General features: G+C 32.7%; 24 protein-coding genes and 1 pseudogene. 17 read left to right on the top strand and 8 right to left on the bottom strand.

Annotated features, from left to right (window positions below):
- Positions 1-43 precede the first annotated feature (43 nt).
- Positions 44-628 carry a YdeI/OmpD-associated family protein gene (locus ACN5J3_RS12245; RefSeq protein WP_418511921.1) on the bottom strand — a complete coding sequence of 195 codons (585 nt, stop codon included), beginning with the start codon at positions 626-628 and terminating at the stop codon, positions 44-46.
- A gap of 196 nt (positions 629-824) precedes the next feature.
- On the opposite strand from ACN5J3_RS12245, the gene ACN5J3_RS12240 reads away from it, so the two are divergent.
- On the top strand, positions 825-3,212 hold the full coding sequence (locus ACN5J3_RS12240) for a TonB-dependent siderophore receptor (RefSeq protein WP_418511920.1): 2,388 nt from the start codon (positions 825-827) through the stop codon (positions 3,210-3,212).
- A gap of 68 nt (positions 3,213-3,280) precedes the next feature.
- Here the strand turns inward: ACN5J3_RS12240 and pepT are convergent, their stop codons facing one another.
- Positions 3,281-4,525, bottom strand: a complete 1,245-nt coding sequence (gene pepT, locus ACN5J3_RS12235; RefSeq protein WP_417289498.1) for a peptidase T — start codon at positions 4,523-4,525, stop codon at positions 3,281-3,283.
- Between the two features lie 120 nt (positions 4,526-4,645).
- Between pepT and ACN5J3_RS12230 the strand changes: the two genes are divergently transcribed.
- The 5 genes from ACN5J3_RS12230 (at position 4,646) to guaB (ending at position 9,460) form a co-directional block, all read left to right on the top strand.
- Complete coding sequence (locus ACN5J3_RS12230) at positions 4,646-5,662, top strand: quinone-dependent dihydroorotate dehydrogenase (protein ID WP_418511919.1); 1,017 nt, start codon at positions 4,646-4,648, stop codon at positions 5,660-5,662.
- Between the two features lie 2 nt (positions 5,663-5,664).
- Positions 5,665-6,282 carry a LysE family translocator gene (locus tag ACN5J3_RS12225; RefSeq protein WP_418511961.1) on the top strand — a complete coding sequence of 206 codons (618 nt, stop codon included), beginning with the start codon at positions 5,665-5,667 and terminating at the stop codon, positions 6,280-6,282.
- A 51-nt stretch (positions 6,283-6,333) separates the two neighbouring features.
- On the top strand, positions 6,334-7,197 hold the full coding sequence (locus ACN5J3_RS12220; RefSeq protein WP_418511918.1) for a hydroxymethylglutaryl-CoA lyase: 864 nt from the start codon (positions 6,334-6,336) through the stop codon (positions 7,195-7,197).
- 15 nt (positions 7,198-7,212) lie between these two features.
- Entirely contained in the window at positions 7,213-7,914 is a 702-nt protein-coding gene (locus ACN5J3_RS12215) for an Insecticidal toxin complex protein (RefSeq protein WP_418511917.1), read from the top strand.
- 73 nt (positions 7,915-7,987) lie between these two features.
- On the top strand, positions 7,988-9,460 hold the full coding sequence (guaB, locus tag ACN5J3_RS12210; protein WP_344729186.1) for an IMP dehydrogenase: 1,473 nt from the start codon (positions 7,988-7,990) through the stop codon (positions 9,458-9,460).
- Here guaB and ACN5J3_RS12205 read toward each other — a convergent pair whose 3' ends face one another.
- Genes ACN5J3_RS12205 through ACN5J3_RS12195 form a run of 3 tightly spaced genes read right to left on the bottom strand, consistent with a single transcriptional unit; the run spans position 9,461 to position 10,458 of the window.
- Positions 9,461-9,763, bottom strand: a complete 303-nt coding sequence (locus ACN5J3_RS12205; RefSeq protein ID WP_418511916.1) for a DUF3784 domain-containing protein — start codon at positions 9,761-9,763, stop codon at positions 9,461-9,463.
- Between the two features lie 4 nt (positions 9,764-9,767).
- Positions 9,768-10,010, bottom strand: a complete 243-nt coding sequence (locus tag ACN5J3_RS12200) for a hypothetical protein (protein ID WP_418509538.1) — start codon at positions 10,008-10,010, stop codon at positions 9,768-9,770.
- Complete coding sequence (locus tag ACN5J3_RS12195) at positions 10,003-10,458, bottom strand: SRPBCC family protein (RefSeq protein WP_418511915.1); 456 nt, start codon at positions 10,456-10,458, stop codon at positions 10,003-10,005. Before ACN5J3_RS12195 ends, ACN5J3_RS12200 begins: the two co-directional genes overlap by 8 nt.
- 142 nt (positions 10,459-10,600) lie before the next feature.
- On the opposite strand from ACN5J3_RS12195, the gene ACN5J3_RS12190 reads away from it, so the two are divergent.
- The 11 genes and pseudogenes from ACN5J3_RS12190 (at position 10,601) to ACN5J3_RS12140 (ending at position 23,633) form a co-directional block, all read left to right on the top strand.
- A complete protein-coding gene (locus tag ACN5J3_RS12190; protein ID WP_418511914.1) occupies positions 10,601-12,553 on the top strand; it encodes a peptidylprolyl isomerase in 1,953 nt (650 codons plus the stop codon).
- Between the two features lies 1 nt (position 12,554).
- The gene (locus ACN5J3_RS12185) at positions 12,555-13,412 is read left to right on the top strand and encodes a peptidyl-prolyl cis-trans isomerase (RefSeq protein WP_417289489.1); all 858 of its coding nucleotides are present in this window, start codon (positions 12,555-12,557) and stop codon (positions 13,410-13,412) included.
- Complete coding sequence (locus ACN5J3_RS12180; RefSeq protein ID WP_417289488.1) at positions 13,375-14,829, top strand: peptidylprolyl isomerase; 1,455 nt, start codon at positions 13,375-13,377, stop codon at positions 14,827-14,829. Before ACN5J3_RS12185 ends, ACN5J3_RS12180 begins: the two co-directional genes overlap by 38 nt.
- Before the next feature lie 8 nt (positions 14,830-14,837).
- The gene (locus tag ACN5J3_RS12175; RefSeq protein ID WP_418511913.1) at positions 14,838-15,791 is read left to right on the top strand and encodes an AAA family ATPase; all 954 of its coding nucleotides are present in this window, start codon (positions 14,838-14,840) and stop codon (positions 15,789-15,791) included.
- A 237-nt stretch (positions 15,792-16,028) separates the two neighbouring features.
- Positions 16,029-18,806: a bifunctional aconitate hydratase 2/2-methylisocitrate dehydratase gene (locus tag ACN5J3_RS12170; protein ID WP_417289486.1), complete on the top strand. Its 2,778-nt coding sequence runs from the start codon at positions 16,029-16,031 to the stop codon at positions 18,804-18,806.
- Between the two features lie 199 nt (positions 18,807-19,005).
- Positions 19,006-21,267, top strand: a complete 2,262-nt coding sequence (locus tag ACN5J3_RS12165; RefSeq protein WP_418511912.1) for an aconitate hydratase — start codon at positions 19,006-19,008, stop codon at positions 21,265-21,267.
- Positions 21,268-21,497: 230 nt separating this feature from the next.
- A pseudogene (locus tag ACN5J3_RS12160) lies at positions 21,498-21,818 on the top strand (Crp/Fnr family transcriptional regulator); the annotation flags it as partial.
- A gap of 96 nt (positions 21,819-21,914) precedes the next feature.
- Positions 21,915-22,076, top strand: coding sequence for a helix-turn-helix domain-containing protein (locus ACN5J3_RS12155; protein WP_418511960.1), 162 nt, complete (start codon positions 21,915-21,917; stop codon positions 22,074-22,076).
- A 68-nt stretch (positions 22,077-22,144) separates the two neighbouring features.
- Positions 22,145-22,384 carry an anti-sigma factor gene (locus ACN5J3_RS12150; protein WP_418511911.1) on the top strand — a complete coding sequence of 80 codons (240 nt, stop codon included), beginning with the start codon at positions 22,145-22,147 and terminating at the stop codon, positions 22,382-22,384.
- Between the two features lie 24 nt (positions 22,385-22,408).
- On the top strand, positions 22,409-23,011 hold the full coding sequence (locus ACN5J3_RS12145; protein WP_418511910.1) for a hypothetical protein: 603 nt from the start codon (positions 22,409-22,411) through the stop codon (positions 23,009-23,011).
- A gap of 67 nt (positions 23,012-23,078) precedes the next feature.
- Positions 23,079-23,633, top strand: coding sequence for a TlpA family protein disulfide reductase (locus tag ACN5J3_RS12140; protein WP_418511909.1), 555 nt, complete (start codon positions 23,079-23,081; stop codon positions 23,631-23,633).
- A 21-nt stretch (positions 23,634-23,654) separates the two neighbouring features.
- Here ACN5J3_RS12140 and ACN5J3_RS12135 read toward each other — a convergent pair whose 3' ends face one another.
- From ACN5J3_RS12135 to ACN5J3_RS12125, 3 genes are all read right to left on the bottom strand, one after another.
- Positions 23,655-25,064: an MBL fold metallo-hydrolase gene (locus ACN5J3_RS12135; protein ID WP_418511908.1), complete on the bottom strand. Its 1,410-nt coding sequence runs from the start codon at positions 25,062-25,064 to the stop codon at positions 23,655-23,657.
- 65 nt (positions 25,065-25,129) lie between these two features.
- Positions 25,130-25,921: a sulfite exporter TauE/SafE family protein gene (locus tag ACN5J3_RS12130; protein WP_417289480.1), complete on the bottom strand. Its 792-nt coding sequence runs from the start codon at positions 25,919-25,921 to the stop codon at positions 25,130-25,132.
- A gap of 73 nt (positions 25,922-25,994) precedes the next feature.
- Positions 25,995-26,627 carry a Crp/Fnr family transcriptional regulator gene (locus ACN5J3_RS12125; protein ID WP_418511907.1) on the bottom strand — a complete coding sequence of 211 codons (633 nt, stop codon included), beginning with the start codon at positions 26,625-26,627 and terminating at the stop codon, positions 25,995-25,997.
- Between the last annotated feature and the right edge of the window lie 20 nt (positions 26,628-26,647).

Below are 26,647 nucleotides of genomic sequence, written 5' to 3'. Positions count from 1 at the left end.
CAATAAAAAAAGCCATTCTTTTAAAGAATGGCTTTTTTTATTATTAGCAGTTTTTATATTTATCATGTAAGCCAACACCTTGTAGTATCAAAGGCGTTATTTTTTCAAGACGAGATTCTTTTGTAGCTTCACGTTTGGCACTTGCAATATGCTCGCAGTATTCACGTTGTTTGCCTGGTGTTAATGCGCTAAAAGCAGCTTTTAAATCGCTGTTTGTTTTTAATTTTGCATTCAGAGCTTCAGGAATATTAACTGTCTTTCCTTTTTTTTCAGGTTTTAATTCTTTTCCAAGTTTTTGATTTTCAATAGCTTCTTTAGCATAAGCCAATACAGTATCTTCATCAATATCATTTATAGATTCAAAACGCATTTGACGTAAAGCTTTGGTCTTCTCTTGAGCAGTTACAAGTAGCTTTTTTTCGTCTTTTAGAAATACACCATTAAAAAACCAAATGCAAAAATGCTTTTTAAAAGCAGCCAAACCTATAACGTTTTTACCATTTATAGTATAAACAGGAGCGCTCCATTTCAAGCTCTCTTCTAATTCTGTTTTTAATAAAATATTTCTTAATAAAACTAAAGAATCTTTATATTTTACTTGGCTTTCTATATACTTGTCAACATCCATATTTTTTTTCTTAATAAATCATAATTATACTGGTAAAAATACACCTTTTTCAGGGCTTTATAATAATCAAAAGCTATTGTTTTGTATCTCAATATTATATGAAAAATTATTTCAATTTAGTCTAAATAAGCTTTTTTATTATGTAAGTCAAAGTTATATTTGCACTTTATTTATATTAAATCTAAATACTGCTATAATGAAAAAAATACTATACTTACTATTTTTGATTGCTTGCCAGTTTACGTTCGCTCAAACAAAAATTACTGGAACTGTTGTTGATGAAAACAGCAAGTCAGTTGCTAATGCTAATGTATTATTGCAAGCCACAAATATTGGAACTTCAACAAATGAAAATGGCTATTTTGAATTAGAAGGTATAACACCGGGTGCTTATACAATTACAATATCATTTGTAGGCTTTAAAACGTTATTCAAAGATGTTAATGTGAAAAATAATGAAGTTTTAAACTTGACTTTTCAATTAACAAATGACGCAGAACTTGATGAAGTTGAAGTTTTTGGTAATAGATATAAACATCCAGATAAAATAGAAGCTATTACCAGATTACCATTGGAGCCCTATGAACAAATTCAAAGTGTTTCCATTATTTCTGATAAGTTAATAACTCAACAAGGTAACTTAACAATATCAGATGCAACCAAAAATGTACCAGGCGTGTATACTTTTGCAACTTATGGAAATAAAAGAGAAAGTATGTCATCTCGTGGTTTTAGAGGGATTCCAATTCTTAAAAATGGTGTTCGAGTTCATTCAGATTTTAGAGGAACAGGAATTTTAACCGATATGCAAGGTGTTGATAATATACAGGTTTTAAAAGGATCTTCAGCTATAACACAAGGAGTAGCAACAGATTTAGGAAGTCCAGGTGGCGTTATTAATATTGTTACAAAAACACCTAAATATCATTTTGGTGGTAATGCATCTTTAAGAGTTGGAAGTTTTGGTCAAGGTCGTGCAACCTTTGATGTTTACGGTCCACTAACAGAGACCGAAAATGTTGCCTTTAGAATAAATGGAGCATTAGAACGCGCCGATGGTTATAGATCAGGTATATCTTCAGAGCGTTTTTATATAAACCCTTCATTAGAATGGAAGATTGATGACAAGTCTACACTAACATTAGAAATGGATTACTTTGATGATAGTCGTACACCAGATGTTGGAACTGTAAATTTAGCTGAAAACGATACAAAAGCTATTTATGATTTACCGTACAATCAATTTTTAGGCTTTGAAAATGATAAATCATTAACAAAAAATACAACATATTCTATTCGATTTAATAGACAGTTAAATGATAAATTAAGCTTAAAAGCTGCCTTTTACAAGTCTAACCTAGAGTTAGATGATAAAGGAGCAAGTTTGGGAAGAGTAATTGTAGATGATATAACAGGAGACCCTATTTATAATTTAAGATCAAGAGGCTATGCAACATCTACAAGAAAGGATAACAATGCTGTATTGCAGTTTGATGTAGTTGGAGAAGAAGTAAAAACAGGCCGTATTTCTCATACATTTCAAGTAGGTTTTGATTATAGAACCACAACGTATGATACATACTCAAGAAGCGCTTCTTCAGTTGATGTTATAAATGTATTTGCTCCAAACACTAGAATATTACCCCAAAATAGCGAGTTAAACTTTGGAGACCCAAATATAGGTGGAGCAAGTTCACGAGCTATAGGTTTTGTGGCACAAGACGTTGTAACTTTTAACAAGTGGTTAAAAACCTTTTTAGGAATTCGATATAGTAAAACTCAAACAGATGCTGATACACAAACAACAGAGAGTGATGCTTTCAACCCTTTAGCAGGAGTCATTATAACTCCAATAAAGAATATTAATGTCTTTGCTTCTTATACCAATAGTTCTAACCCACGTACAGCTACTCGATTAGATATCAATGGTGAAGAATTAGGGAATGAACGATTTGACCAAATAGAAGCAGGTATAAAAACAAATTGGTTTGATAGTAGACTGCGTTTTAATTTTACTTTCTTTAAAATAAATAATAAAGATATTAATTTACCTGTTTATGATGAAAACTGGGTAGCAACTGGTTTTTACCAAAAAGGCGGAAACGATGAACGTAAAGGTGTAGAAATTGAGTTAAGTGGGCGTATTTTAGAAAACCTAGAGGTTATCACTGGGTATTCATATATTGATGCACAATATAAGGAGCATACATCGTTTGTATATGGGTCAGCACCATTAAATACACCATCTCACACCTTTAATACTTATATAAATTATAGTTTTAATAATGCTCTTAAAGGTTTATCTGTAGGAGCAGGAGCATACTACACAGGAAAAAGACCAATAAATGACTGGAGTGCAGGAGCAGTAACACACGAAGGTATTGTTCCTAACCAGAGGCCATTTGAAGTTGATGCCTACACATTAGTAAATGCTCAAGTTGCTTATCGCTTTAATGACAATTGGAATTTTAGAGTATTACTAAATAATATATTTGATGAAATAGGCTATAATGCATATAGAACACGCTATATAAACCAAACAGATCCACGTAATTTTGCAGGTGTGCTTACATACACATTTTAAATTAAATAATTAGTCATAAAAAAAAGCCGCTCAACCGAGCGGCTTTTTTTTATGATATATAAAAGTGATTATTTTTTATATTTTTCAGCAGTAAGTTCAGCTATTTTACATATTACTTCTGTAGCTTTTATCATACTTTCTACAGGAACATATTCATATCGTCCATGAAAATTATGTCCGCCAGCAAAAATATTAGGACAAGGTAGTCCCATGTAGCTTAATTGAGAACCATCAGTACCACCACGTATAGCTTTGATAAGTGGTTTAATATCTAACTGTTTCATGGCTTCTTCAGCAATGTCAACAATATGTATTACAGGTTCTACTTTTTCTTTCATATTAAAGTACTGATCCTTTATGTCTATTGTGATTACTTCACGCTCGTATTGCGAGTTTAATTCAAAAGCTAGTTTTTGCATAACTTCTTTTCTAGCTTCAAAATGTCCTTTATCGTGATCTCGAATTATATATTCTAGTGTTGTTTTGTCTACTTCTCCATTAATAGCACATAAATGGAAAAAGCCTTCGTAGCCTTCAGTATGTTCTGGTGTTTCAAGTCTTGGTAGTGAATTTATAAACTCTGTAGCAATGTACATGGAATTTACCATTTTGCCTTTTGCGTAACCAGGGTGTACTATCTTCCCTTTTATAGTGACTACTGCACCAGCAGCATTAAAATTCTCGTACTCTAATTCTCCTATTTGGCTACCATCCATGGTGTAAGCCCAATCTGCACCAAACTTTTCTACATCAAATTTGTGTGCACCACGACCTATTTCTTCGTCAGGTGTAAAACCAACTTTTATGTCACCATGCTTTATTTCAGGGTGGTCTATGAGGTATTTCATAGCGGTAATTATTTCAGCAATACCAGCTTTGTCATCAGCACCTAAAAGTGTAGTTCCGTCTGTTGTGATGATGGTTTGTCCTTTGTATAAAAGCAAGTCTTCAAAATAATCAGGAGATAGTATAATATCCTCTTCGGCATTTAACACAATGTCTTTCCCATCATAATCTTCAATAATTTGAGGTTTAACATTAGCTCCTGTAAAATCTGGTGTTGTATCAAAGTGTGAAATAAATCCAATTGCAGGTACTTTGTGATCTACATTACTAGGTAGTGTAGCCATAATGTAAGCATTATTGTCTATTGTAACATCTTTCATACCTATAGCAATAAGCTCTTTGGTTAAAGCATGAGCTAAATCCCATTGCTTGGCAGAGCTAGGAGTTGTTTCGGAGTTTGGGTCTGCTTCTGTGTCAACGGTTACATAGCTTATAAATCGGTCAATTATCTCTTGTTTATTTATCATTAGTCTTTTTTTTAGGCAAGATTTGTTAATAACGTATTCAAAAATACCAATAATTTATAAAACTAATGTTAGCATTATTCATGAAATACGTCCTATTTTTGCACCACAACACAACCAATTATGTACAAACTATTAATAAGACCAGTCTTCTTTCTTTTTGATCCAGAGCGTATTCATTATTTTACTTTTTCTCTTATTCGTTTTTTAAATAGATTACCATTTATGCCGAGTCTTTTTAGAAGCTTATATACAGTAAAAGATAAGCGTTTAGAAAAAACACTTTTTGGATTAACTTTTAAAAATCCAGTAGGGTTAGCCGCAGGATTTGATAAGGATGCAAAACTATTTAATGAGTTAGGAAATTTAGGGTTTGGTTTTGTGGAAATAGGAACATTGACACCAAAACCGCAATCAGGAAACCCTAAAAAGCGTTTGTTTAGACTTAAGGCTGATGCAGCCATAATAAATAGAATGGGATTTAATAATGGTGGCGTTTTTGAAGCTGTAGAACGTTTAAAGAATAATTCGGGTGTTTTAATAGGCGGAAACATAGGTAAAAACAAGGTAACACCTAATGAACACGCTGTTGAAGATTATAAAATATGTTTTGAAGCTTTATTTGATTATGTTGATTATTTTGTTGTAAACGTAAGTTCTCCTAATACACCTAATTTAAGAGCACTTCAAGATAAAGAGCCATTAACAAAGCTGTTACAAACATTAAAAAATCTTAACGCAGATAAGGAAACACCAAAACCTATTTTGCTAAAAATTGCTCCAGATTTAAGTGATGATCAATTAATGGATATTATTGATATTGTTGCTGAAACTAAAATAGATGGCGTTATAGCAACCAATACAACAATATCTAGAGAAGGATTAAAATCTGAAAACAAAAAAGAAATTGGAGGTTTAAGTGGAAAACCATTAACAAACAGATCTACAGAGGTAATTAGATTTTTATCAGAAAAAAGTAATAAGGCTTTTCCTATTATAGGTGTTGGAGGAATTCATTCAGCAAAAGACGCGCTAGAGAAAATAGATGCTGGTGCAGATTTAGTACAACTTTACACAGGTTTTATTTATGAAGGCCCTAAATTGATACGAGATATCAATAAAGCATTATTAAAAAGATAAACCTGAACTACGAGATACTCATATCGTTTGTTTTTGCTACAGCAGCTTTGGCTATATCGCCAGGACCTGATAATATATATGTTTTAATACAAAGTGTTACCCATGGCAAAAAGTATGGTTTGGCAACTGTTGCAGGACTTATCTCTGGATGTATAATACACACAACACTTTTAGCTTTTGGCGTTTCGGCAATTATCAAACAAAGTGAAAGTTTGTTTTTTGCTATCAAGCTTTTAGGTGCTTTGTATTTAGTGTATTTGGCTTATCAAGTATATAAATCTGATGGTAGCCTAGAAGTGTCAGATGATAATGTTCCTAAAAAAACAACAACACAGTTGTTTAAACAAGGGTTTATTATGAATGTGTTAAACCCTAAAGTAACCATATTCTTTTTAGCATTTTTTCCGGGGTTTTTATTTAGTAATACATTAAGTACAGTAATTCAGTTTTATGTTTTAGGGTTTCTTTTTATGGGTGTTTCATTACTTATATTTTCAGCTATAGCAATACTTTCAGGACATATATCAAGTTATATAAAATCGCACAAACACATAGGAGGTATTTTAAAATGGTTACAAATAGTTGTTTTTATTGCAATAGCCATTTTGATTTTAATTTAGTTTTAAAGAAAACGTTTTCGTTCATGTTTTTCTTTACTATCTTTGACAGTAATGAGCAACACAGTAAAAATTATTGAATGCCCTAGAGATGCTATGCAAGGCATTAAGGCTTTTATTCCTACAGAAAAAAAAGTACAATACATCCAATCGTTATTGCGTGTTGGTTTTGATACCATAGACTTTGGAAGTTTTGTATCACCAAAAGCGATACCGCAAATGGTAGATACTGCAAATGTTTTATCTCAATTAGATTTAAGTAATACAAAAAGTAAGCTGCTAGCAATTATAGCCAACGTCAGAGGTGCTGAAGATGCTTCAAAGCATAAGCCAATACAGTATTTGGGATATCCGTTTTCTATCTCTGAAAACTTTCAAATGCGTAACACACATAAAACCATAGCGCAGTCTGTAGTGACTTTAAAAGAAATATTAGAAATAGCTGATAAGTCTAATAAAGAAGTTGTTGTTTACATTTCAATGGGCTTTGGTAATCCATACGGAGATCCTTGGAATGTAGAAATAGTAGGTGAGTGGACAGAACGACTTGCTAATATGGGAGTAAAAACTCTATCATTGAGCGATACTGTAGGAACCTCAAATCCTGAAAATATTGATTATTTGTTTTCTAATTTAATACCAAAATACCCTAATGTTGAGTTTGGTGCACATTTGCATACAACACCAACTACTTGGTTTGAAAAAGTAGATGCAGCTTACAATGCAGGTTGTAGGCGTTTTGATGGTGCAATTCAAGGTTTTGGAGGTTGCCCAATGGCAAAAGATGACCTTACAGGTAATATGCCTACCGAAAAATTATTATCTTACATGACAAGTAAAAAAGCATCTGATTTGCAAGCGATGAGTTTTGAAAGTGCTTATAACGAAGCAACAAAAATTTTTAGTGTATACCATTAATAGTAAAAACATGTAATGAAAAGCCTTGTCTGTTTTGTGTTATTTGCAAGTTGTTTTTCTGTATCTGCTAAAGAATGGAATAGCTTAAGATCATATCAAAAAGAAACAGGCCTCACAACTTTACAGCCTTCAGATTGGTTAAAACATGATCGAAAAAAAAATACACTAACTTGGCAAAAAGCAAACCTTTTTAATTTACAAAACAATCGTCCACACGAATATGCAACTATAAAACAGCGACGTGATTTTTATGAGTGGTTGTATAAAGATTTAGAAGAAAAAGGATTTGAAGTAATGTGGCCAAAAATGGCTTATTATATTTCTAACAAACTGCGTCTTACAAAAGCATTTCCCTTTAGTGTTTTTACTACAAAAGATGTAAAATTGTATGCTTATAAAGGAAGTGTAACAGTTTTTGATGAAGCATTTACTTACTTAAATCAGCTTTATTATGGTAACGTTTTAAAAGATAAAGAGGCTTTGCATTGGGATAAAAATATGCTTTATCAAGAACAATATTATTGGCTTCAAGATATTTATAATGATGTAGGCGATAAAACACTAAAAACAATTTCTAGAATGGCAAAAGGAAAAGGGTTTTATAAGTTAGTAGTGCCTAAAGCGATTAGATTTCATGGTGATATTTCTAATCAAGATGAGCGTTATAATTATGCGCTATCCACACTGCGTATTTACTGCAAATCATATTTTAAATAATTTTACAGTAACTTAAAATTATTATAGCATATAAAATCGTATATTTGCATGCAATTATAACTGTAATTGCATCATGACAGCACACGACAATAAAATTCTAGGAGAAGGACTTACTTATGACGATGTCCTTTTAGTACCAGCTTTTTCAGAAGTTTTACCACGCGAAGTAAGTATTCAAACAAAATTTACAAGAAACATCACGCTTAATGTTCCAATCGTATCAGCAGCAATGGATACGGTTACAGAAAGTAGAATGGCAATAGCCATTGCTAGAGAAGGTGGTATTGGTGTTTTGCATAAAAACATGACTATTGAGCAGCAAGCTACAAAAGTACGTCGTGTAAAACGTGCTGAAAGCGGTATGATTATAGACCCTGTAACATTACCACTTACGGCAATCGTACAAGATGCAAAGCAAAACATGGCTGAACATAGTATTGGTGGTATTCCTATTGTTGACGAGTCTGGAACTCTAAAAGGTATTGTTACAAATAGAGACTTACGCTTTGAGAAAAACAATAGCAGACCTATAATTGAGGTTATGACTTCAGAAAACCTTGTTACAGCAGGAGAAGGAACTTCATTACAAGATGCTGAAGTGATTTTACAACAAAATAAAATTGAAAAATTACCAGTTGTTGATGATAACTATAAACTTATAGGTTTAATTACCTTCAGAGATATTACAAAACTAACACAAAAGCCTATTGCTAATAAAGATCAATATGGTCGTTTACGTGTTGCAGCTGCCATAGGCGTAACAGGTGATGCAGTTGATAGAGCAGAAGCGTTAGTTAATGCAGGAGTAGATGCTGTTATTATTGACACAGCTCATGGGCATACAAAAGGAGTTGTAGCTGTTTTAAAAGAAGTAAAATCTAAATTCCCTAATCTGGAAGTTGTAGTAGGAAATATAGCCACTGCTGACGCTGCTAAATATTTAGTTGAAGCTGGAGCAGATGCCGTAAAAGTAGGAATTGGACCTGGTTCTATTTGTACAACGCGTGTTGTGGCAGGAGTAGGATTTCCTCAATTTTCTGCAGTTCTTGAAGTAGCAGCTGCTATAAAAGGATCTGGAGTTCCTGTAATTGCTGATGGAGGCATTCGTTATACCGGAGATATTCCAAAAGCCATAGCAGCAGGAGCTGATAGTGTAATGTTAGGTTCGCTTCTAGCAGGAACAAAAGAAAGCCCAGGAGAAACGATTATTTACGAAGGAAGAAAGTTTAAATCTTATCGCGGAATGGGATCTGTTGAAGCTATGAAACAAGGTAGTAAAGATCGCTATTTTCAAGATGTTGAAGATGATATCAAAAAGTTAGTACCTGAAGGTATTGTAGGTCGCGTTCCTTATAAAGGTGAATTATTTGAAAGTATTCACCAATTTATTGGAGGTTTACGTGCAGGTATGGGATATTGTGGAGCAAAAGATATTGAGACTTTAAAAGAAACAGGAAAGTTTGTAAAAATAACGTCAAGTGGTATTCATGAAAGTCATCCACATGATGTAACTATTACTAAAGAAGCTCCTAATTATTCTAGATAATTATTTTCTATACTTTTTAGAATTACTCATAATTAAAAGATAGGGTAGTCCAATTAAAATAGAGGTAAACATTCCAAAGATTTTTATCTTTGGAATGTTTAGCAAACTAGCTAAACCATAGCTTATAAGTATACCTACTGCCATAGCTATCATAACATTCCTAAATAAAGTCGCTATTTTTTCAATATCGTATTTGGCTTTTTCTTCAGGAGACATAGTATTGTAGCCAGCTATTAAGTTGTACATTTTTCCGTGCTTAATAACTATTCCTATAAGTATAAATAAGGCTGCTGTAAAAATCATACTATCACACTTCTTCGTTATAAACTTGACCTCTATGTGGTTTTAAAGCGTCTCTAATAGGTCTCATATCATTTTCATCAACAACCATATAAGCTATGGCATGCATTTCAGAAAGAGGTTCAAAACCTGTGATGTTACAAGCTATCTTTTCAATTTTTATATAATCTTTTAGGTGAATTTCATGGTGTTTTGCAGTGTTTAAAGCAGCAGGACCACGAAAATCCCATATAAGTTTCAATTTACGCATTAGCTACAGATATTCCATTTTCAGCAAAATTTTTAAAGTTTTGCATATATTTTTTAGTTTGTTTTTTGAAAGCATTTGGTATAACAAGAGTTGCCATTCGTAACATAAATGTTGTTGGAATAAATTCACTTTTAGAAGTCCATTTTGTAAAGCCATCTGGAGTTTCCTCAAAATAATTTTCTTGCACGTTATGCATGCCTTTAGTATCATAAGTTAAATGTAATTCATTGGGAAGTTTTGTGTGTAAAATTGTTTCAACAAGTTCCATACTACGGTTTCCTAATTTGTAATTCAATCTCATTTTAGAGCCTATTTGTCCTGGTGTGCCAGAAATATGCTCATAATCTATTAATCCTTCTTGCCAATGTTTCATGTTTTCTGGTGAGTTTAACTTTTTAATAAACTCACTTAAAGAGAGTTTTATAATTATTTCAGTGGTGTATTTCATAATTATATGTCTTACAAAGCATTATTGTTAATGCAAAATTAAAGATACTAAAAAACTTTAATAAGCGTTTGTTAATGCAACTTGTATTATGGTTTAATATTCCTATTTTTGCTTCTATTCAAAAATAAAATTCTATTACACAATGGTTAAATATTTTTTTGCATTTGTTTTTTTAGCAACCTTTTATTTGGGTAATGCACAAGTAAAAAAATCTGAAGTATTATTTTCTGTAAATGAAAGTCCTGTTTATGTTAATGAATTTGTCAGAATTTTTAATAAAAATATAGACCTAGTAAAAGATGAGTCTCAAAAAGATGTTGATGAGTATTTAAAACTATTTATTAACTATAAATTGAAACTGAAAGAAGCTGAAGCCTTAAAACTAGATGAAAAGTCGTCTTATAAAATAGAATTACAAAGCTATAAAAAGCAGTTAGCTAAAAATTATTTAACAGATAATAAAGTAACTGACGCCTTAGTTCTTGAGGCATATAACCGCATAAAGCAAGAAGTAAAAGCAAGCCACATATTAATTAGGCTAGATGAAGCTGCCAAACCAGAAGATACTTTAAAGGCCTATAATCAACTTTTAGAGTTAAGAGAACGCGTTAAAAAAGAAGGATTTGATAAAGTAAAACAAGATGTTCATAATGGTAGAACAGTTTATGCTGAAGATTTAGGGTATTTTAATGGTTTTAAAATGGTTTATAAGTTTGAAAATGCTGCTTATAATACTAATGTAGGAGATATTTCTATGCCTTTTAAAACCCGATTTGGGTATCACATTGTTCAAGTTTTTGATAAGCGAGAATCTAGAGGAGAACGCACCGTTGGTCATATTATGATTAGTAATAAAAAAGACCCTAAATTAGAAAGTTCAGAAACCCGTATTAATGATATTTATGCAAAATTAAAGCAAGGCGAGGCATTTGAGTCTTTAGCAAAGCAATTTTCTGAAGATGCAAGTTCTGCAAAAGTGGGTGGGAAATTAGCACCTTTTAGTGGAGGACAATTAAGCTCGTCTGAATTTGAAGATGCAGCATTTGCTCTAAAAAATATTGGAGATGTGTCAAAGCCAATACAATCAGCTTTTGGTTGGCATATTATAAAACTTTATGATATAAAACCAGTTCCTTCATTTGATGAAATGAAATCTGAACTTGAAGTAAAAGTAAAAAGAGACTCAAGATCTCAATTAATCAATACTTCTATTGTAAACGACTTAAAAGAGCACTATAAAATTCCTTCTCAAAAACCAGAAGGATTGACTTATTTTGAGCATATTTTAACCAATGATTATTATAACGGAACATGGAGTTTACCAGAAAACTTTAAAGCCGCAGAGCAATTGGCGGTTATAAACGATAAAAAAATCACCAATGCAGATTTTGGAAACTACTTGTTAAAAACACAACAAAGAAGTAAAACAGTAGAACCTTTAAATAAGATTATTGCTGAAAAATATGATGCTTTTTTAGGGCAAGAGTTAATACAATATCGTGAGGAAAATTTAGAAAATGAAAATGAAGATTACGCCAATATAGTTTCAGAATACAGAGATGGTTTATTGCTTTTTGATTTAATGGAAACCCAAATTTGGAATACTTCAAAAACAGATTCGTTGGGAATTCAAGAGTACTACAATGCTCATAAAGATGACTACTATTGGAATAAAAGAGCCGATGCAGTGGTTGCTTCTTCAGCTGATAAAAAAACTATAAAAAAAGTAGAAAAGCTTCTTAAACAGGGAGAATCTCCAGAAACTATAAAAGAAAGTTTAAATAAAAACGGAAAGGTTAATGTGATTTTTACTTCAGAAATAATGGATAAAGAACACCAAGCTTTACCAAAAACATTTGAGTTTAAAGAAGGACTATCTGGTGTTTACAAGCACAACAATGCTTTTAGTATAGCAAAAGTTAATAAGGTTTTGCCAAGAACACTTAAAACTTTTGATGAAGCAAAAGGAAATATTATTAGCGATTACCAATCTTATAAAGAAGCTTTATGGCTTGATGGTTTACACAAAAAATATCAAGTTACTATAAATGAATCTGTTTTAGAAAAAGTAAAAACTCAAATCAATAAACAATAAATTGCAACCCAAATACTACATACTATTAGCGCTTGTATTTCTTACATCTTGTACATATTTTTATAAACAAGAAGATGACAGAGTTCCTATTGCCAGAGTAAATGAGAGTTATCTTTATCATGATGATATTAAAGATCTTATTAAAGAGGATGCTATCTCTAAAGAAGACAGCATTGTAAAAGTTACTAATTTTATAAACAGATGGGCTACACAACAACTATTGGTAGCAGGAGCAGAACGCAATTTGGCAGAGAATACTCAAAACGAGTTTAATAAATTAGCAAAAGAGTATAAAAACGATTTATATGCAACGGCTTACCTAGAAGCTTTAGTAGCAAGAAGTATTGATACTGTTGTAACACAAGAAGAAGCCAAAGCCTATTATGACGAAAACAAAGAAATCTTTAAACTCAATGAAGACTTAGTAAAATTTCGTTACATAAATATAGATGAAAACAGATTAGATTTTTCTCAAGTAAAAGAACAATTCAAGCGTTATAATAATAAAGACAAAAGAACACTAGATTCCATTGCAATACAATTTAAATCCTACTCACTTAACGATTCAATTTGGATTAAAACAAACCAAATTATAAGTAAAATACAGGTGATTAATAATGAAAATAAAGATGAATTGTTAAAAAAATCTAATTTTATACAACTCAAAGATTCATTAGGATTATATTTGATGCAAATTAACGATGTTTTATTGCGTAATAGTACGGCACCATTAGAATATGTTAAGCCTACTATAGATCAAATCGTTATAAATAAACGAAAACTCGAACTCATAAAAGAATTAGAAAAAGATATAACTAAAGATGCTATTAAAAATAAACAATTTGAAATCTATAATTAATATCAAACACTTAATGGCATTAGGTCTTATAAGCTGTTTGTCAAGCAATCTTTCTGCTCAAGAAATTATAAACGATGAAGTAAAAGATGCAACAAAAACATCAGACAGTGTTTTAAAAACTGTAGGAGCAAAAAAAATAGATGGTGTTGCTGCTGTAGTTGGTGATTTTGTAATTCTAGATACAGATATAGATCGTACAATTCTTCAATTAAAAGCTCAAGGAGCATCAATTGAAGGTGTAACTCGTTGCCAGTTATTTGGTAAACTTTTAGAAGATAAGTTGTATGCGCACCATGCTATACAAGATAGTATTGTTGTTTCAGATGCTGAAATTCGTGCCAATGTAGATTATCAAGTTGAGCAATTTTTAGCACAATCAGGTAAAAGTATGGATGAGCTTCTTGCTTTCTATAATAAACCAGATGAAAGAAGTTTCAGGGAGGAAATGTACGAAATCAATAAAAGCAACAAACTTGCTAGCGAAATGCAAAACAAAATTGTTGATGAGATTGAAGTAACACCAGAAGAAACAAGACAGTTTTTTAACAGAATACCTGAAGATCAAAGACCAACTTTCGGAACCGAACTAAAAGTATCAAGAATAGTCATAGAACCAAAAACTTCTGAAGCAGAAGAACAACGTGTTATAGACCAGCTTAAGCAATTTAGAGTTGACGTTCTTGAAAACGGATCTAGCTTTAGATCAAAAGTTGTATTATATTCTGATGACAAAGCATCAATACCTAACGGAGGTTTGTATACATTAAACAGAAAAAAACCAAGAATGGTTAAAGAGTTTAGAGATGTAGCCTTTTCATTACAAGAAGGAGAAATATCAGAACCTTTCAAATCAGATTTTGGTTATCACATTATCTTTTTAGAAAAAATAAGAGGACAAGAGTATGATGTAAGACACATTTTATTGATACCTAAAGTAGCAGAATCTGCAGTATTAGCAGCTAAAGAAGAACTTGAGCGTGTAAGACAACGTATTACAGATGGAGAAATTACTTTTGAAGATGCAGCTAGAGAATATAGTGATGAAAAAGAAACAAAAAGTGAAGGAGGTTTCTTGATAAACCCTGTAACACAAGATTACAATTTTGAATTAACAAAAATGGACCCAGAGTTATACGGGCAAATTCAAAACTTAAAAGAAGGAGAAATTAGTTTAATACAAGCAGACAGAGACCATACAGGCAACGTGAAATTTCAAATTTTACGTGTAACAGATAGAGTAGATGAGCATGTAGCAGACTACTCTAGAGATTATTTAAAAATAAAAGAACTAGCCTTAAACGAAAAAAGATTTAAAGCTATTGACAAGTGGCAAACAGAGAAAATTTTAGATACTTATATTAAAATAAACGGAGAATACAGAGATTGTGAATTCACAAACAACTGGTTAAAAAAATAAACTATTATATGTCTGATGTCGCTGCAGTTGAAACATTTGTAAAAAAATACCAAGCTTTAAAATCTGAAATAGCCAAAGTCATTATTGGCCAAGACCATATAATAGATCAAATTTTGATTTCTATTTTTTCGGGTGGTCATTCACTTTTAGTAGGTGTTCCTGGTTTGGCAAAAACCTTAATGGTAAATACAATTGCTCAAGCTTTAGGATTAGATTTTAAAAGAATTCAATTCACACCAGACTTAATGCCTAGTGATATATTGGGTAGCGAAATTTTAGATGAAAACAGACAGTTTAAGTTTATAAAAGGTCCAATATTTTCTAATATAGTTTTAGCTGATGAAATAAACAGAACACCTCCAAAAACGCAAGCTGCTTTATTAGAAGCTATGCAAGAGCGCGCTGTTACTGTGGCTGGACATCAGTATAAACTAAATTTACCTTATTTTGTTTTAGCAACACAAAACCCAATTGAGCAAGAAGGAACATATCCGTTACCAGAAGCTCAATTAGATCGTTTTATGTTTTCTGTAAATCTTGAATACCCTAGCTTTAAAGAAGAGGTAGAAGTTGTAAAGTCTACAACATCTGTAAACAACCCAACAATCAATGCTTTGTTTACAGCAAAAGAAATTGTTGATATACAACAACTAACAAGACGCATACCTGTAGCAGATAATGTAATAGAATATGCTGTGCGCATGACAAGTAAAACAAGACCTAATACTGAAACTGCATCAGATTTAGTAAAACAATATATAGATTGGGGTGCTGGTCCTAGAGCTTCACAAAATTTAATTCTGGCTGCAAAAACTCACGCAGCAACTCAAGGAAAATTCTCACCAGATATTGAAAATGTTCAAGCAGTAGCAACAAGCATTTTTAGACACCGAATTATCAAAAATTATAAGGCCGAAGCCGAAGGAATTTCTATAGAAAAAATCATAGAAAGCCTATTTTAAATCGTTCTAAATAGCGGTATTGATAATTTAAGACTAATAAATTGTTAATTTATTATTTTTTAAATGTCAGAATTGAGTATTTTGTAATATATATATCAAAAAGTCTTTTTTTGTTGAATATTATTCATTGATATTACTATTTTATTACATATTTTCAAATACTCTTTATAATTTGTATTTTTGTGAGCCTTTATTTTTCATAATGGCAGTTTATTTATTAATAGTAAAATAACTTTTATGCAAACATACAATGATTACATCAAGGAGATTGAAGAAAGAAAATCTCAAGGATTGCATCCTAAACCAATTGATGGTGCTGAATTAACCAGCGAAATTATCGCACAAATTAAAGATGTAAATAACCCAAATAGAGAAGATTCTCTAAACTTTTTTATTTACAATACCTTACCAGGTACAACAAGTGCAGCTGGAGTAAAGGCAAAATTTTTAAAAGAGATTATCCTTGGTGAATCTGTTGTAGAAGAAATTACGCCTGCTTTTGCATTTGAGCAATTATCGCACATGAAAGGTGGTCCTTCAATTGAGGTGCTTTTAGATTTAGCTTTAGGAAACGATGAAGCTATTGCTTTAGAAGCTGCCAAGGTTTTAAAAACACAAGTGTTTTTATATGAAGCTGATACAGAGCGATTAGAAACTGCTTTTAAAAACGGAAGCACTATCGCAAAAGATATTATTGAAAGTTACGCTAAAGCGGAATTTTTCACAAAACTTCCAGATGTAGAAGAAGAAATCCAAGTAGTAACGTATATTGCTGGTGTTGGTGATATTTCAACCGATTTATTATCACCTGGTGCAGACGCACACTCGCGTTCAGATCGTGAATTACACGGTCAGTGTATTTTTGAGCATAATAAAGATATGCAACAAGAAGTGTTAGCTTTAAAAGAGCAGCATCCAGATAAACGCGTGATGTTAATTGCAGAAAAAGGAACAATGGGTGTAGGATCATCTCGTATGTCTGGAGTAAACAACGTAGCACTTTGGACAGGAGTTTCATCATCACCATACGTACCATTTATTAATATTGCGCCGGTAATTGCTGGTACAAATGGTATTGCTCCAATTTTCTTAACAACAGTTGGTGTTACAGGAGGTATTGGTATCGACTTAAAAAACTGGGTAACTAAAAAAGATGCCGATGGAAACACGGTTTATGATAAAGATGGTGAGCCAGTTTTAGAACAAGTGTATTCTGTTGAAACAGGAACAGTACTTACTATAAATACAAAAACAAAAAAACTATACAACGGCGATAAAGAACTAAAGGACATTTCTACAGCTTTAACACCACAAAAAATGGAGTTTATTAAGGCAGGTGGTTCTTACGCAGTTGTTTTTGGTAAAAAATTACAAACCTTTGCTTGTGCAGCTTTAGGTATTGATATTCCTCAAGTATATGCTGCATCAAAAGAGATTTCTATTGAAAACCAAGGGTTAACAGCAGTAGAAAAAATATTCAACAAAAATGCCGTTGGTACGACACCAGGAAAAACATTACATGCTGGTTCTAACGTACGAGTAGAAGTAAACATTGTAGGCTCTCAAGATACTACAGGTTTAATGACGTCTCAAGAATTAGAAATGATGGCAGCTACGGTTATTTCACCAATTGTAGATGCAGGTTACCAATCGGGTTGTCATACAGCTTCTGTTTGGGATGATAAGTCAAAAGCAAACATTCCACGTTTAATGAAGTTTATGAACGATTTCGGTTTAATTACTGGTCGTGACCCTAAAGGTCAATACCATGCTATGACAGACGTTATTCACAAGGTGTTAAATGATATTACTGTGGATGATTGGGATATCATTATTGGTGGAGATTCGCACACACGTATGTCGAAAGGTGTTGCTTTTGGTGCCGATTCAGGTACTGTAGCATTAGCTTTAGCAACAGGTGAAGCGACTATGCCAATTCCGGAATCTGTTAAGGTAACATTTAAAGGAAACATGAGAAGCTACATGGATTTCCGTGATGTGGTGCATGCAACACAACAGCAAATGTTAAAGCAGTTTGAAGGTGAAAACGTATTCCAAGGTCGTGTTATTGAAGTGCACATTGGTACATTAACATCTGATCAAGCTTTCACATTTACTGATTGGACAGCTGAAATGAAAGCTAAAGCGTCTATCTGTATTTCAGAAGATGAAACGTTAATCGAATCATTAGAAATTGCACGCGATCGTATCCAAATCATGATTGAAAAAGGTATGGATAACGAAAAGCAAATGCTACAAGGTTTAGTTGATAAAGCAAACAACAGAATTCAAGAGCTTAAAACTGGTATTAAATCGGCTTTAAAACCTGATGCAAGTGCAAAGTATTATGCTGAAGTGGTTATCGATTTAGATGAAATCGCAGAACCAATGATTGCTGATCCAGATGTAAACAACGAAGATCCTTCAAGACGTTATACGCACGATACTATTAGACCATTATCATACTATGGCGGAACAAAACAAGTAGATTTAGGTTTCGTAGGATCTTGTATGGTACACAAAGGCGACATGAAGATTTTAGCGCAAATGCTTAAAAACATTGAAGCACAACAAGGTAAAGTAGAATTTAAAGCACCATTAGTTGTAGCGCCACCAACATACAATATTGTTGATGAGTTAAAAGCTGAAGGTGATTGGGAAGTGTTACAAAAATATTCAGGTTTTGAGTTTGATGATAATGCACCAAAAGGATTGGCTCGTACTAAATATGAAAACATGTTGTATTTAGAGCGTCCAGGTTGTAATCTTTGTATGGGTAACCAAGAAAAGGCAGAACCAGGAGATACCGTTATGGCTACATCAACGCGTTTATTCCAAGGTCGTGTAGTAAAAGATTCAGGTGAGAAAAAAGGTGAGTCATTATTGTCATCAACGCCAGTGGTTGTGTTGTCTACTATTTTAGGAAGAACACCAACTATGGAAGAATACGAAAAAGCAGTAGATGGTATTGTGCTTACTAAATTCAAACCATCACAAAAACAATTAGTTCTATAATAACATAGAAAACTAGTATATATTTTAAAGCCCGAATGTTTCATTCGGGCTTTTTTATTAACCTTTTTTTATGAAAGTTTGAGTTATATTTTAGTAACTTATAACAAGTCTAAATTATAGTGATATCATAGTATATGCAGTACTTTATCGCTTTTTTTTAATAAATTTAATACATAAAAAAACCAAAAAAACTAATCATATGGCATTTGACATTGAAATGATAAAAAACGTTTACTCTAAAATGGCAGAACGTGTTGATAAAGCACGAGAAGTTGTAGGTAAACCATTAACACTTTCAGAAAAGATTTTATACGCACATCTTTGGGATGGAAATCCGGAAAAAGCTTTTGTTAGAGGCAAGGATTATGTAGATTTTGCACCAGATAGAATAGCATGTCAAGATGCAACAGCACAAATGGCTTTGTTGCAGTTTATGCAAGCAGGTAAAGCAAAAGTAGCAGTACCAACAACGGTACATTGTGACCATTTAATTCAAGCAAAACAAGGTGCTGCACCTGATTTAAAAAGAGCAAATGAAACAAGTAATGAAGTATTTGATTTCTTGGCTTCAGTATCTAATAAATATGGTATTGGCTTTTGGAAACCAGGAGCAGGAATTATTCATCAAGTTGTTTTAGAAAATTATGCTTTTCCAGGAGGTATGATGATTGGTACTGATTCTCACACAGTTAATGCAGGTGGTTTAGGAATGGTGGCCATTGGAGTAGGAGGCGCAGATGCTGTTGATGTTATGGCAGGTATGCCTTGGGAGTTAAAATTTCCAAAACTCATAGGTGTTAAGTTAACAGGAAGCCTGAACGGTTGGACTTCTGCTAAAGACGTTATTCTTAAAGTAGCTGGTATTCTAACGGTAAAAGGAGGAACAGGAGCTATTGTTGAATACTTTGGACCTGGAGCAAAAAACCTATCATGTACAGGTAAAGGAACTATTTGTAATATGGGAGCCGAAATAGGAGCAACAACATCTACATTTGGATATGATGATTCAATGGAGCGTTATTTACGAGCAACAGATAGAAGTGATATTGCTGATGCAGCTAATAAAATTCGTGAGTATTTAACTGGAGATGATGAAGTTTATTCTAATCCTGAATCATATTTTGATCAAGTTATAGAAATAGATTTAGATACATTAAGACCACATTTAAATGGACCTTTCACACCAGATTTAGCTACACCAGTTGGTGAATTAGGTAAGAAAGCAAAAGAAAATGATTGGCCAATAAAAGTTGATTGGGGATTAATAGGGTCTTGTACCAATTCTTCTTATGAAGATTTAACGCGTGCAGCATCTATCGCAAAACAGGCGGTAGATAAAAAAATTAAATCAAGAGCTGATTTTGGTATTAACCCAGGATCAGAGCAGATTCGTTATACAGCAGAGCGTGACGGTATTTTAAAGATTTTTGAAGATCTTGATGCAACTATATTTACAAATGCTTGTGGACCATGTATAGGACAATGGGATAGAAGTGATTTAAAAGGAGAAGAAAAAAACACCATTGTACATTCATTTAATAGAAACTTCTCAAAAAGAGCAGATGGAAACCCTAATACGCATGCCTTTGTTGGTTCACCTGAAATGGTTGCTGCAATTGCAATTTCTGGACGTTTAGATTTTGACCCAATGCATGACACATTAATTAATGAGGATGGTGAAGAAGTAAAACTAGATGAACCACAAGGAATAGAATTACCACCACAAGGTTTTGAGGTGGAAGATGCTGGTTATGTTGAGCCATTAGAAGATGGTAGTGGTGTTACGGTTACAGTAAATCCTAAATCAGAACGCTTACAATTACTAACACCTTTTGAGCCAATTGGTGATGAAATAAAAGGCGCGAAACTGTTGATTAAAGCTTTTGGAAAATGTACTACAGATCATATTAGTATGGCGGGACCATGGTTACGTTTTAGAGGTCATTTAGATAACATTTCTAATAACTGTTTAATAGGTGCTGTAAATGCATTTAATAAAAAAACAAATTTTGTAAAGAATCAGTTATCTGGTGAATATGAAGGCGTTCCTGATACAGCAAGAGCTTACAAAGCAGCAGGCGTAAAATCTGTAGTTGTAGGTGATCATAACTATGGAGAAGGATCATCTAGAGAGCATGCAGCTATGGAGCCTAGACATTTAGGTGTTGCCGCTGTAATTGTTAAATCATTTGCTCGTATTCATGAAACAAATCTTAAAAAACAAGGATTATTAGGCCTAACTTTTGTCAATGAAAATGATTACGATTTAATTCAAGAAGACGATACATTCAACTTTTTAGATCTTAATGAATTTGCACCAGATAAACCTCTAACAATAGAGCTGGTTCATGCAGATGGTAGTAAAGATGAAATAAAAGTTAATCACACTTATAATGATGCTCAAATAGCATGGTATAAAGCAGGTTCGGCACTAAATTTAATTGCTGCTGAAAATGCTTAATGCCTTAATATAGATGAGAATACTAATTAAAAAGCCCTTAAATTAAGGGCTTTTTTTATTGCATAAATTGTAAGGGGGTTTTCTATTTAGCGACAGTTTATATAGCTAACAAAAACTCTTAAAAATAAAAATCTCTTTGGTTTTTTGAAGATGTAAATCTTTTTACAGTCTTATGTCCTCACAAATTTAAAACCTACAAAAAGCAACACACTTTTGATGCTTATAAAAAGAAAGATTACATTTATTTTGAAGAAGACTCTGCAAATAAAGTTTATCTCATAGAAAAAGGAAAGGTTAAAATTGGTTACTATAATAATGATGGTACAGAGGTAACTAAAGCAATTTTAACAAAAGGTGAGCTCTTTGGGGAAAAAGCCATTCTAGGCGTAGAAAAGCGAGACGGATTTGCTCAATCACTAGATAATAATACATCAATATGTCCTATAGGTGTAAATACCATGCACGAATTAATGAGAGATAATCAAACCTTTAGCTTTAAAATTTACAAGTTTATAGGCTTTAAGTTTAAAAAGTTAGAAAGGCGATTATAATTACTACTTTTTAAAGACTCAAAAACGAGACTTTTAGAATTTTTAAATGAATTATGTACAGAGTATGGTTATAATTGAGAACAAACGGGAAATCAAATTATAAAACATCCATATACTCAAAAAGATATTGCTTCTTTAATAGGAACATCTAGACCAACACTCAATATTTTAATGAACGAATTAAAAGATGCTCATATTATTGATTTCAACAGGAAAGAAATCAGAATTTTTAAAAAATGCGTAATGTTAGTTAGCTAATATTTTTAGTTATTGCTTTAAAACACTTTTGATAAAGAACTTTAAAAAATAAAAGCAATGATTAAAAAATGATTTTTTCAGTTGTAGCGCTATCAGCCTTAATAACATCTTGTAGTAGCGACTACGATAGTTTAGTTATATTACCAGGAGCACAAACATCAGACTTAACTTTAAACTTAAACGGACTAGAAGCTTTAGGTGACGATTTTGTTTATGAGGGCTGGATAATTGTAGATGGAGAACCAGTATCTACAGGTACATTTTCAAGTGTAACTTTTCCACAAACGTTTTCAGTAAACACCGCGTAATTAAATGCAGCAACAACTTTTGTGTTGTCCATAGAACCAGCAATAGATTTAGATCCAGCTCCAGCAGATACAAAAATTTTAGTTGGTGATTTTTCAGGAGATACTGCAAATGTTAATTCTGGTATTGTAGGAGATTTTTCTAGTGCAGCAGGAGCTTTCTTTTTAAGAACTCCAACAGATGAAACAGGTATAAATAATGGTAACGATCAGTATGGTGTCTGGTTTGGAACACCAGGAATGCCTCCAGTTTCTAATTTTAATTTGCCAGAGCTTCCAGATGGTTGGGCTTATGAAGGTTGGGTTGTTGGCGATTCAGGGCCATTAACAACAGGACGATTTAACGTGTTTAATATGGCAGATGATAGTGCGCCATTTAGTGAAACATCACAAGCTGGACCACCAATACCAGGAGAAGATTTCTTTATAAATGCACCAATGGGCGAGACGTTTCCTTTAGATATAAGAAACAGAACGGTGGTTATTTCGGTAGAACCAGTTCCTGATAATTCTCCAGCACCATTTTCTATAAAACCATTATTAGGAACAGCAGGAATGGAAACAGCACCATCAACACACAATTTTATGCAAAATTTAAATTCACTTCCAACAGGAATGGTGACTAGATAAAAGTAAATTTTTGTTAGTTTTAGAGCATGATCACCTTACTGGTGGTTGTGCTTTAATATTTTGAAAAATGAAATTAAAAACAAGTAATATTATATTAATAGTTGTTATTGTATTATTAATAGTTCCCCAAACGCGAAAACCCATTCAAGTTTTTTTAAACAAAGGATTAGCAATGATTAGTCCATCTGTAACTGAAGTTTCTGAAAGAGCTTCTGTAAATAATTATGACTGGAAGTTGCTAGATGCTACGGGAGCAATATATAATTTTAATGATGCTAAAAACAAAGTGGTTGTTGTAAACTTTTGGGCTACTTGGTGTCCGCCATGTATTGCTGAAATGCCAAGTTTATATGCGTTATATGAAGATTATAAAGATGAAGTAGTGTTTTTGTTTGTTTCTAATGAGTCAGTGGATACTACAACAAAATTTTTAAGAAAGCATCAATATCAGATTCCAACATTTCAACCAAAAACTACCATTCCTAGTGTGTTTCAAGTGAGTTCTATACCCAGAACATTTTTAATAGACAAAAAAGGAATGATAGTGGTTGATAAGACTGGTGCCGCAAATTGGAATAGTAAAGCAATTACATCAACAATAGATAAATTACTTTTAGATTAATTATAGGCAACTAGGCTTATTTTATTTTAAAGTAGAAGGACAAACTTCATCAGTAACAGGGATTCCAGCTTTTTTTATAGCACCAAATCCTCCAGCTACATCTATTAAATTATGGATACCACGACTTTTTAAAATTGAAGCAGCAATAACGCTTCTATATCCGCCAGCGCAGTGCACATAAAAAGTATCATTTTTAGGGAATTCGGCTAAATGATCGTTTAAAAAATCTAAAGGGGTTAAATGTGCATCTTTAATGTGAGAAGACAGGTATTCACCTTGTTTTCTTACATCAAAAACAGGAATATCATTATTAAGAGCTTCTTTAAATGTTTCTGCAGATATAGATTCGATTGTATCAATATCTTTTCCTGCTTTTTCCCAAGCATCAAAACTGCCATTTAGGAAACCTAAAGTGTTGTCAAAACCAACGCGTGATAACCTTGTAACGGTTTCTTCTTCACGACCTTCAGGTGTAACTAATAAAATAGGTTGCTGAACATCGGCAATTAAAGCACCAACCCAAGGAGCAAACCCACCATCTATACCAATAAAAATAGATCTAGGAATATGTCCTTTAACAAAATCTTTTTGATGTCTAACATCAAGTACAATGGCTCCAGAATCATTTGCTATAGCTTCAAACTCATAAGGGCTTAAAGCTCTAGTACCGCGCTCTAAAACATCATCTATGTCATCGTAACCTTCTTTGTTCATTTTTACATTAAGCGGAAAATATTGAGGCGGAGGCAATAAACCATCAGTGACTTCCTGAATGAATTCATCTTTTGTCATGTTCTCTCTAAGGGCATAATTGGTCTTTTTTTGTTCTCCAATTGAGCCAACCGTTTCTTTGCTTAAATTTTTACCACAAGCAGAGCCAGCACCGTGAGCTGGATACACAATCACATCATCAGCTAGTGTCATTACTTTAGTTCTTAAGCTTTCATAAAGTGTGCCTGCTAATTCTTCTTGTGTCATGTCAGCGGCTTTTTGTGCTAAATCTGGACGTCCTACATCACCTAAAAATAGCGTGTCTCCACTGAAAAGCGCATAGTCTTTACCATTTTCATCAATGAGTAAATAGCAAGTACTTTCCATAGTATGGCCAGGTGTATGAATGGCCTTTATCGTTATGTTGCCTAATTTAAATTCTTGTCCATCTTTTGCTATAATTGCATCAAAAGCAGGGTTTGCCATTGGTCCGTAAACAATAGGAGCTCCGGTTTTTTTAGAAAGTGTTACGTGTCCGCTAACAAAATCAGCGTGAAAATGCGTTTCAAAAATATAGGTGATTTTTGCGTTAGCTTTTTCGGCTTTTTTAATGTAAGGTTCTACTTCTCTTAATGGGTCAATAATAGCAACTTCGCCATTACTTTCAATGTAATAAGCGCCTTGAGCTAAACAACCTGTGTATATTTGTTCAATTTTCATAATCTTACTTTTTTAACTTCAACATCAATCTTAACAATACAAAAATACTATATGTATTGTGATTTTTAAATAATCTCTTTTATTATAATATAGATGGCCATAATCATGATAAACCATCCAAAACTTTTTTTAAGTTTTTTGTTAGATACATATTTTGAGTAATAACCACCTATAAGTATTCCTATTATGGTTATTAATGAAAACGTTAGTAGGAAACCCCAATGCATTTCAGAGTGGTGTACATCGCCTAAAAAACCAATCAGTGAGTTTATAGCTATAATTACAAGAGATGTTCCTACGGCTTTTTTCATAGGCAATCCAGCCCAAAGCACTAGTGCAGGGACATATAAAAAGCCACCACCAGCGCCTATAAGTCCGGTTATGGTTCCAATAACTAATCCTTGAATAAACGTTTTATAATATGATTGTTTGGTTATTGGTGTCTCAATCTCTTTTCTTCCTTTTATCATTGATATAGATGCAAAGAACATAACTATGGCAAAAAATATCATAATAGCCATATTTTTTGTTAGCACTAATCCGTTAACTTCAAAAAGACTTTCAGGAATAAGAGGAAGAAAATAACGTCTAGAAATATACACAGCTAAAAACGATGGAAACGAGAATGCAAATCCTGTTTTAAAATCAACTAATTGCTTTCTATGCTTTTGAAAAACACCAATAATAGACGATGACCCAACAACAAAAAGAGAATAGGCTGTAGCAACAACTGGGTTAAATCCTAGTAAATAAACCATTAAAGGCACTGTTAATATAGAACCACCACCGCCAATAAGTCCTAGAACAATTCCTATAATTAAGGCGCCTACATATCCTAAAATGTCAATTAAACTCATTTGGTGTTATTCTTAATTTTTAAGCAAAGGTAAATACGAGTTAGCACATAAAAAGTAACTTATGTTACAAAGCTTAAAGTTCTTTTAAAATTATATGGTTACGATGTAGTTCTATTTTATTGAGGGTTTCAAGTTTTTTTAATAATCTTGAAATAACAACACGAGAAGTGTTTAGCTCATAGGCTATTTCTTGATGTGTATTGTGTATTGTGTTAGTGTTGTTAATTTTTGATTTATCATTAAGATATTTAAGAAGTCGGGCATCCATTTTTAAAAAAGCAATGCTATCAATAGTTTCTAGCATTTCGTTGAGTCTATCATGGTAGCTTTTAAACACAAAGTTTCTCCAGCTCTTATATTTAGCAGACCACAACTCCATTTTTTCAATAGGAATCATAATAAGTTCGGTTTCATTTTCAGAAATGGCTCTTATTTCGCTTTTAGTTTGTCCTAAACAGCATGTGAGTGTCATGGCGCATGTGTCTCCTTTTTCAAGAAAGTAGAGTAGAAGTTCATTTCCATCATGGTCTTCTCGCAATATCTTAATAGCACCAGATATAAGTAAAGGCATACTTTTGATATATTGACCAATTTCAATAAGCTGAAAATTTTCAGGGATTTTCTTGTAAATACCAACTTGGTTTAGTTCAGATATTAAATCCTTTTCTAAAAGGTGACCGTAGTTTTCTTGTAGCTTCTCAATCATGAAACGAAGATACTATTTTC

Source organism: Corallibacter sp. (genome assembly GCF_048381695.1).
Classification (GTDB): domain Bacteria; phylum Bacteroidota; class Bacteroidia; order Flavobacteriales; family Flavobacteriaceae; genus Corallibacter; species Corallibacter vietnamensis.
The sequence above is the reverse complement of the archived record's forward strand: the minus strand, read 5'-3'. Positions and strand labels throughout refer to the sequence as shown.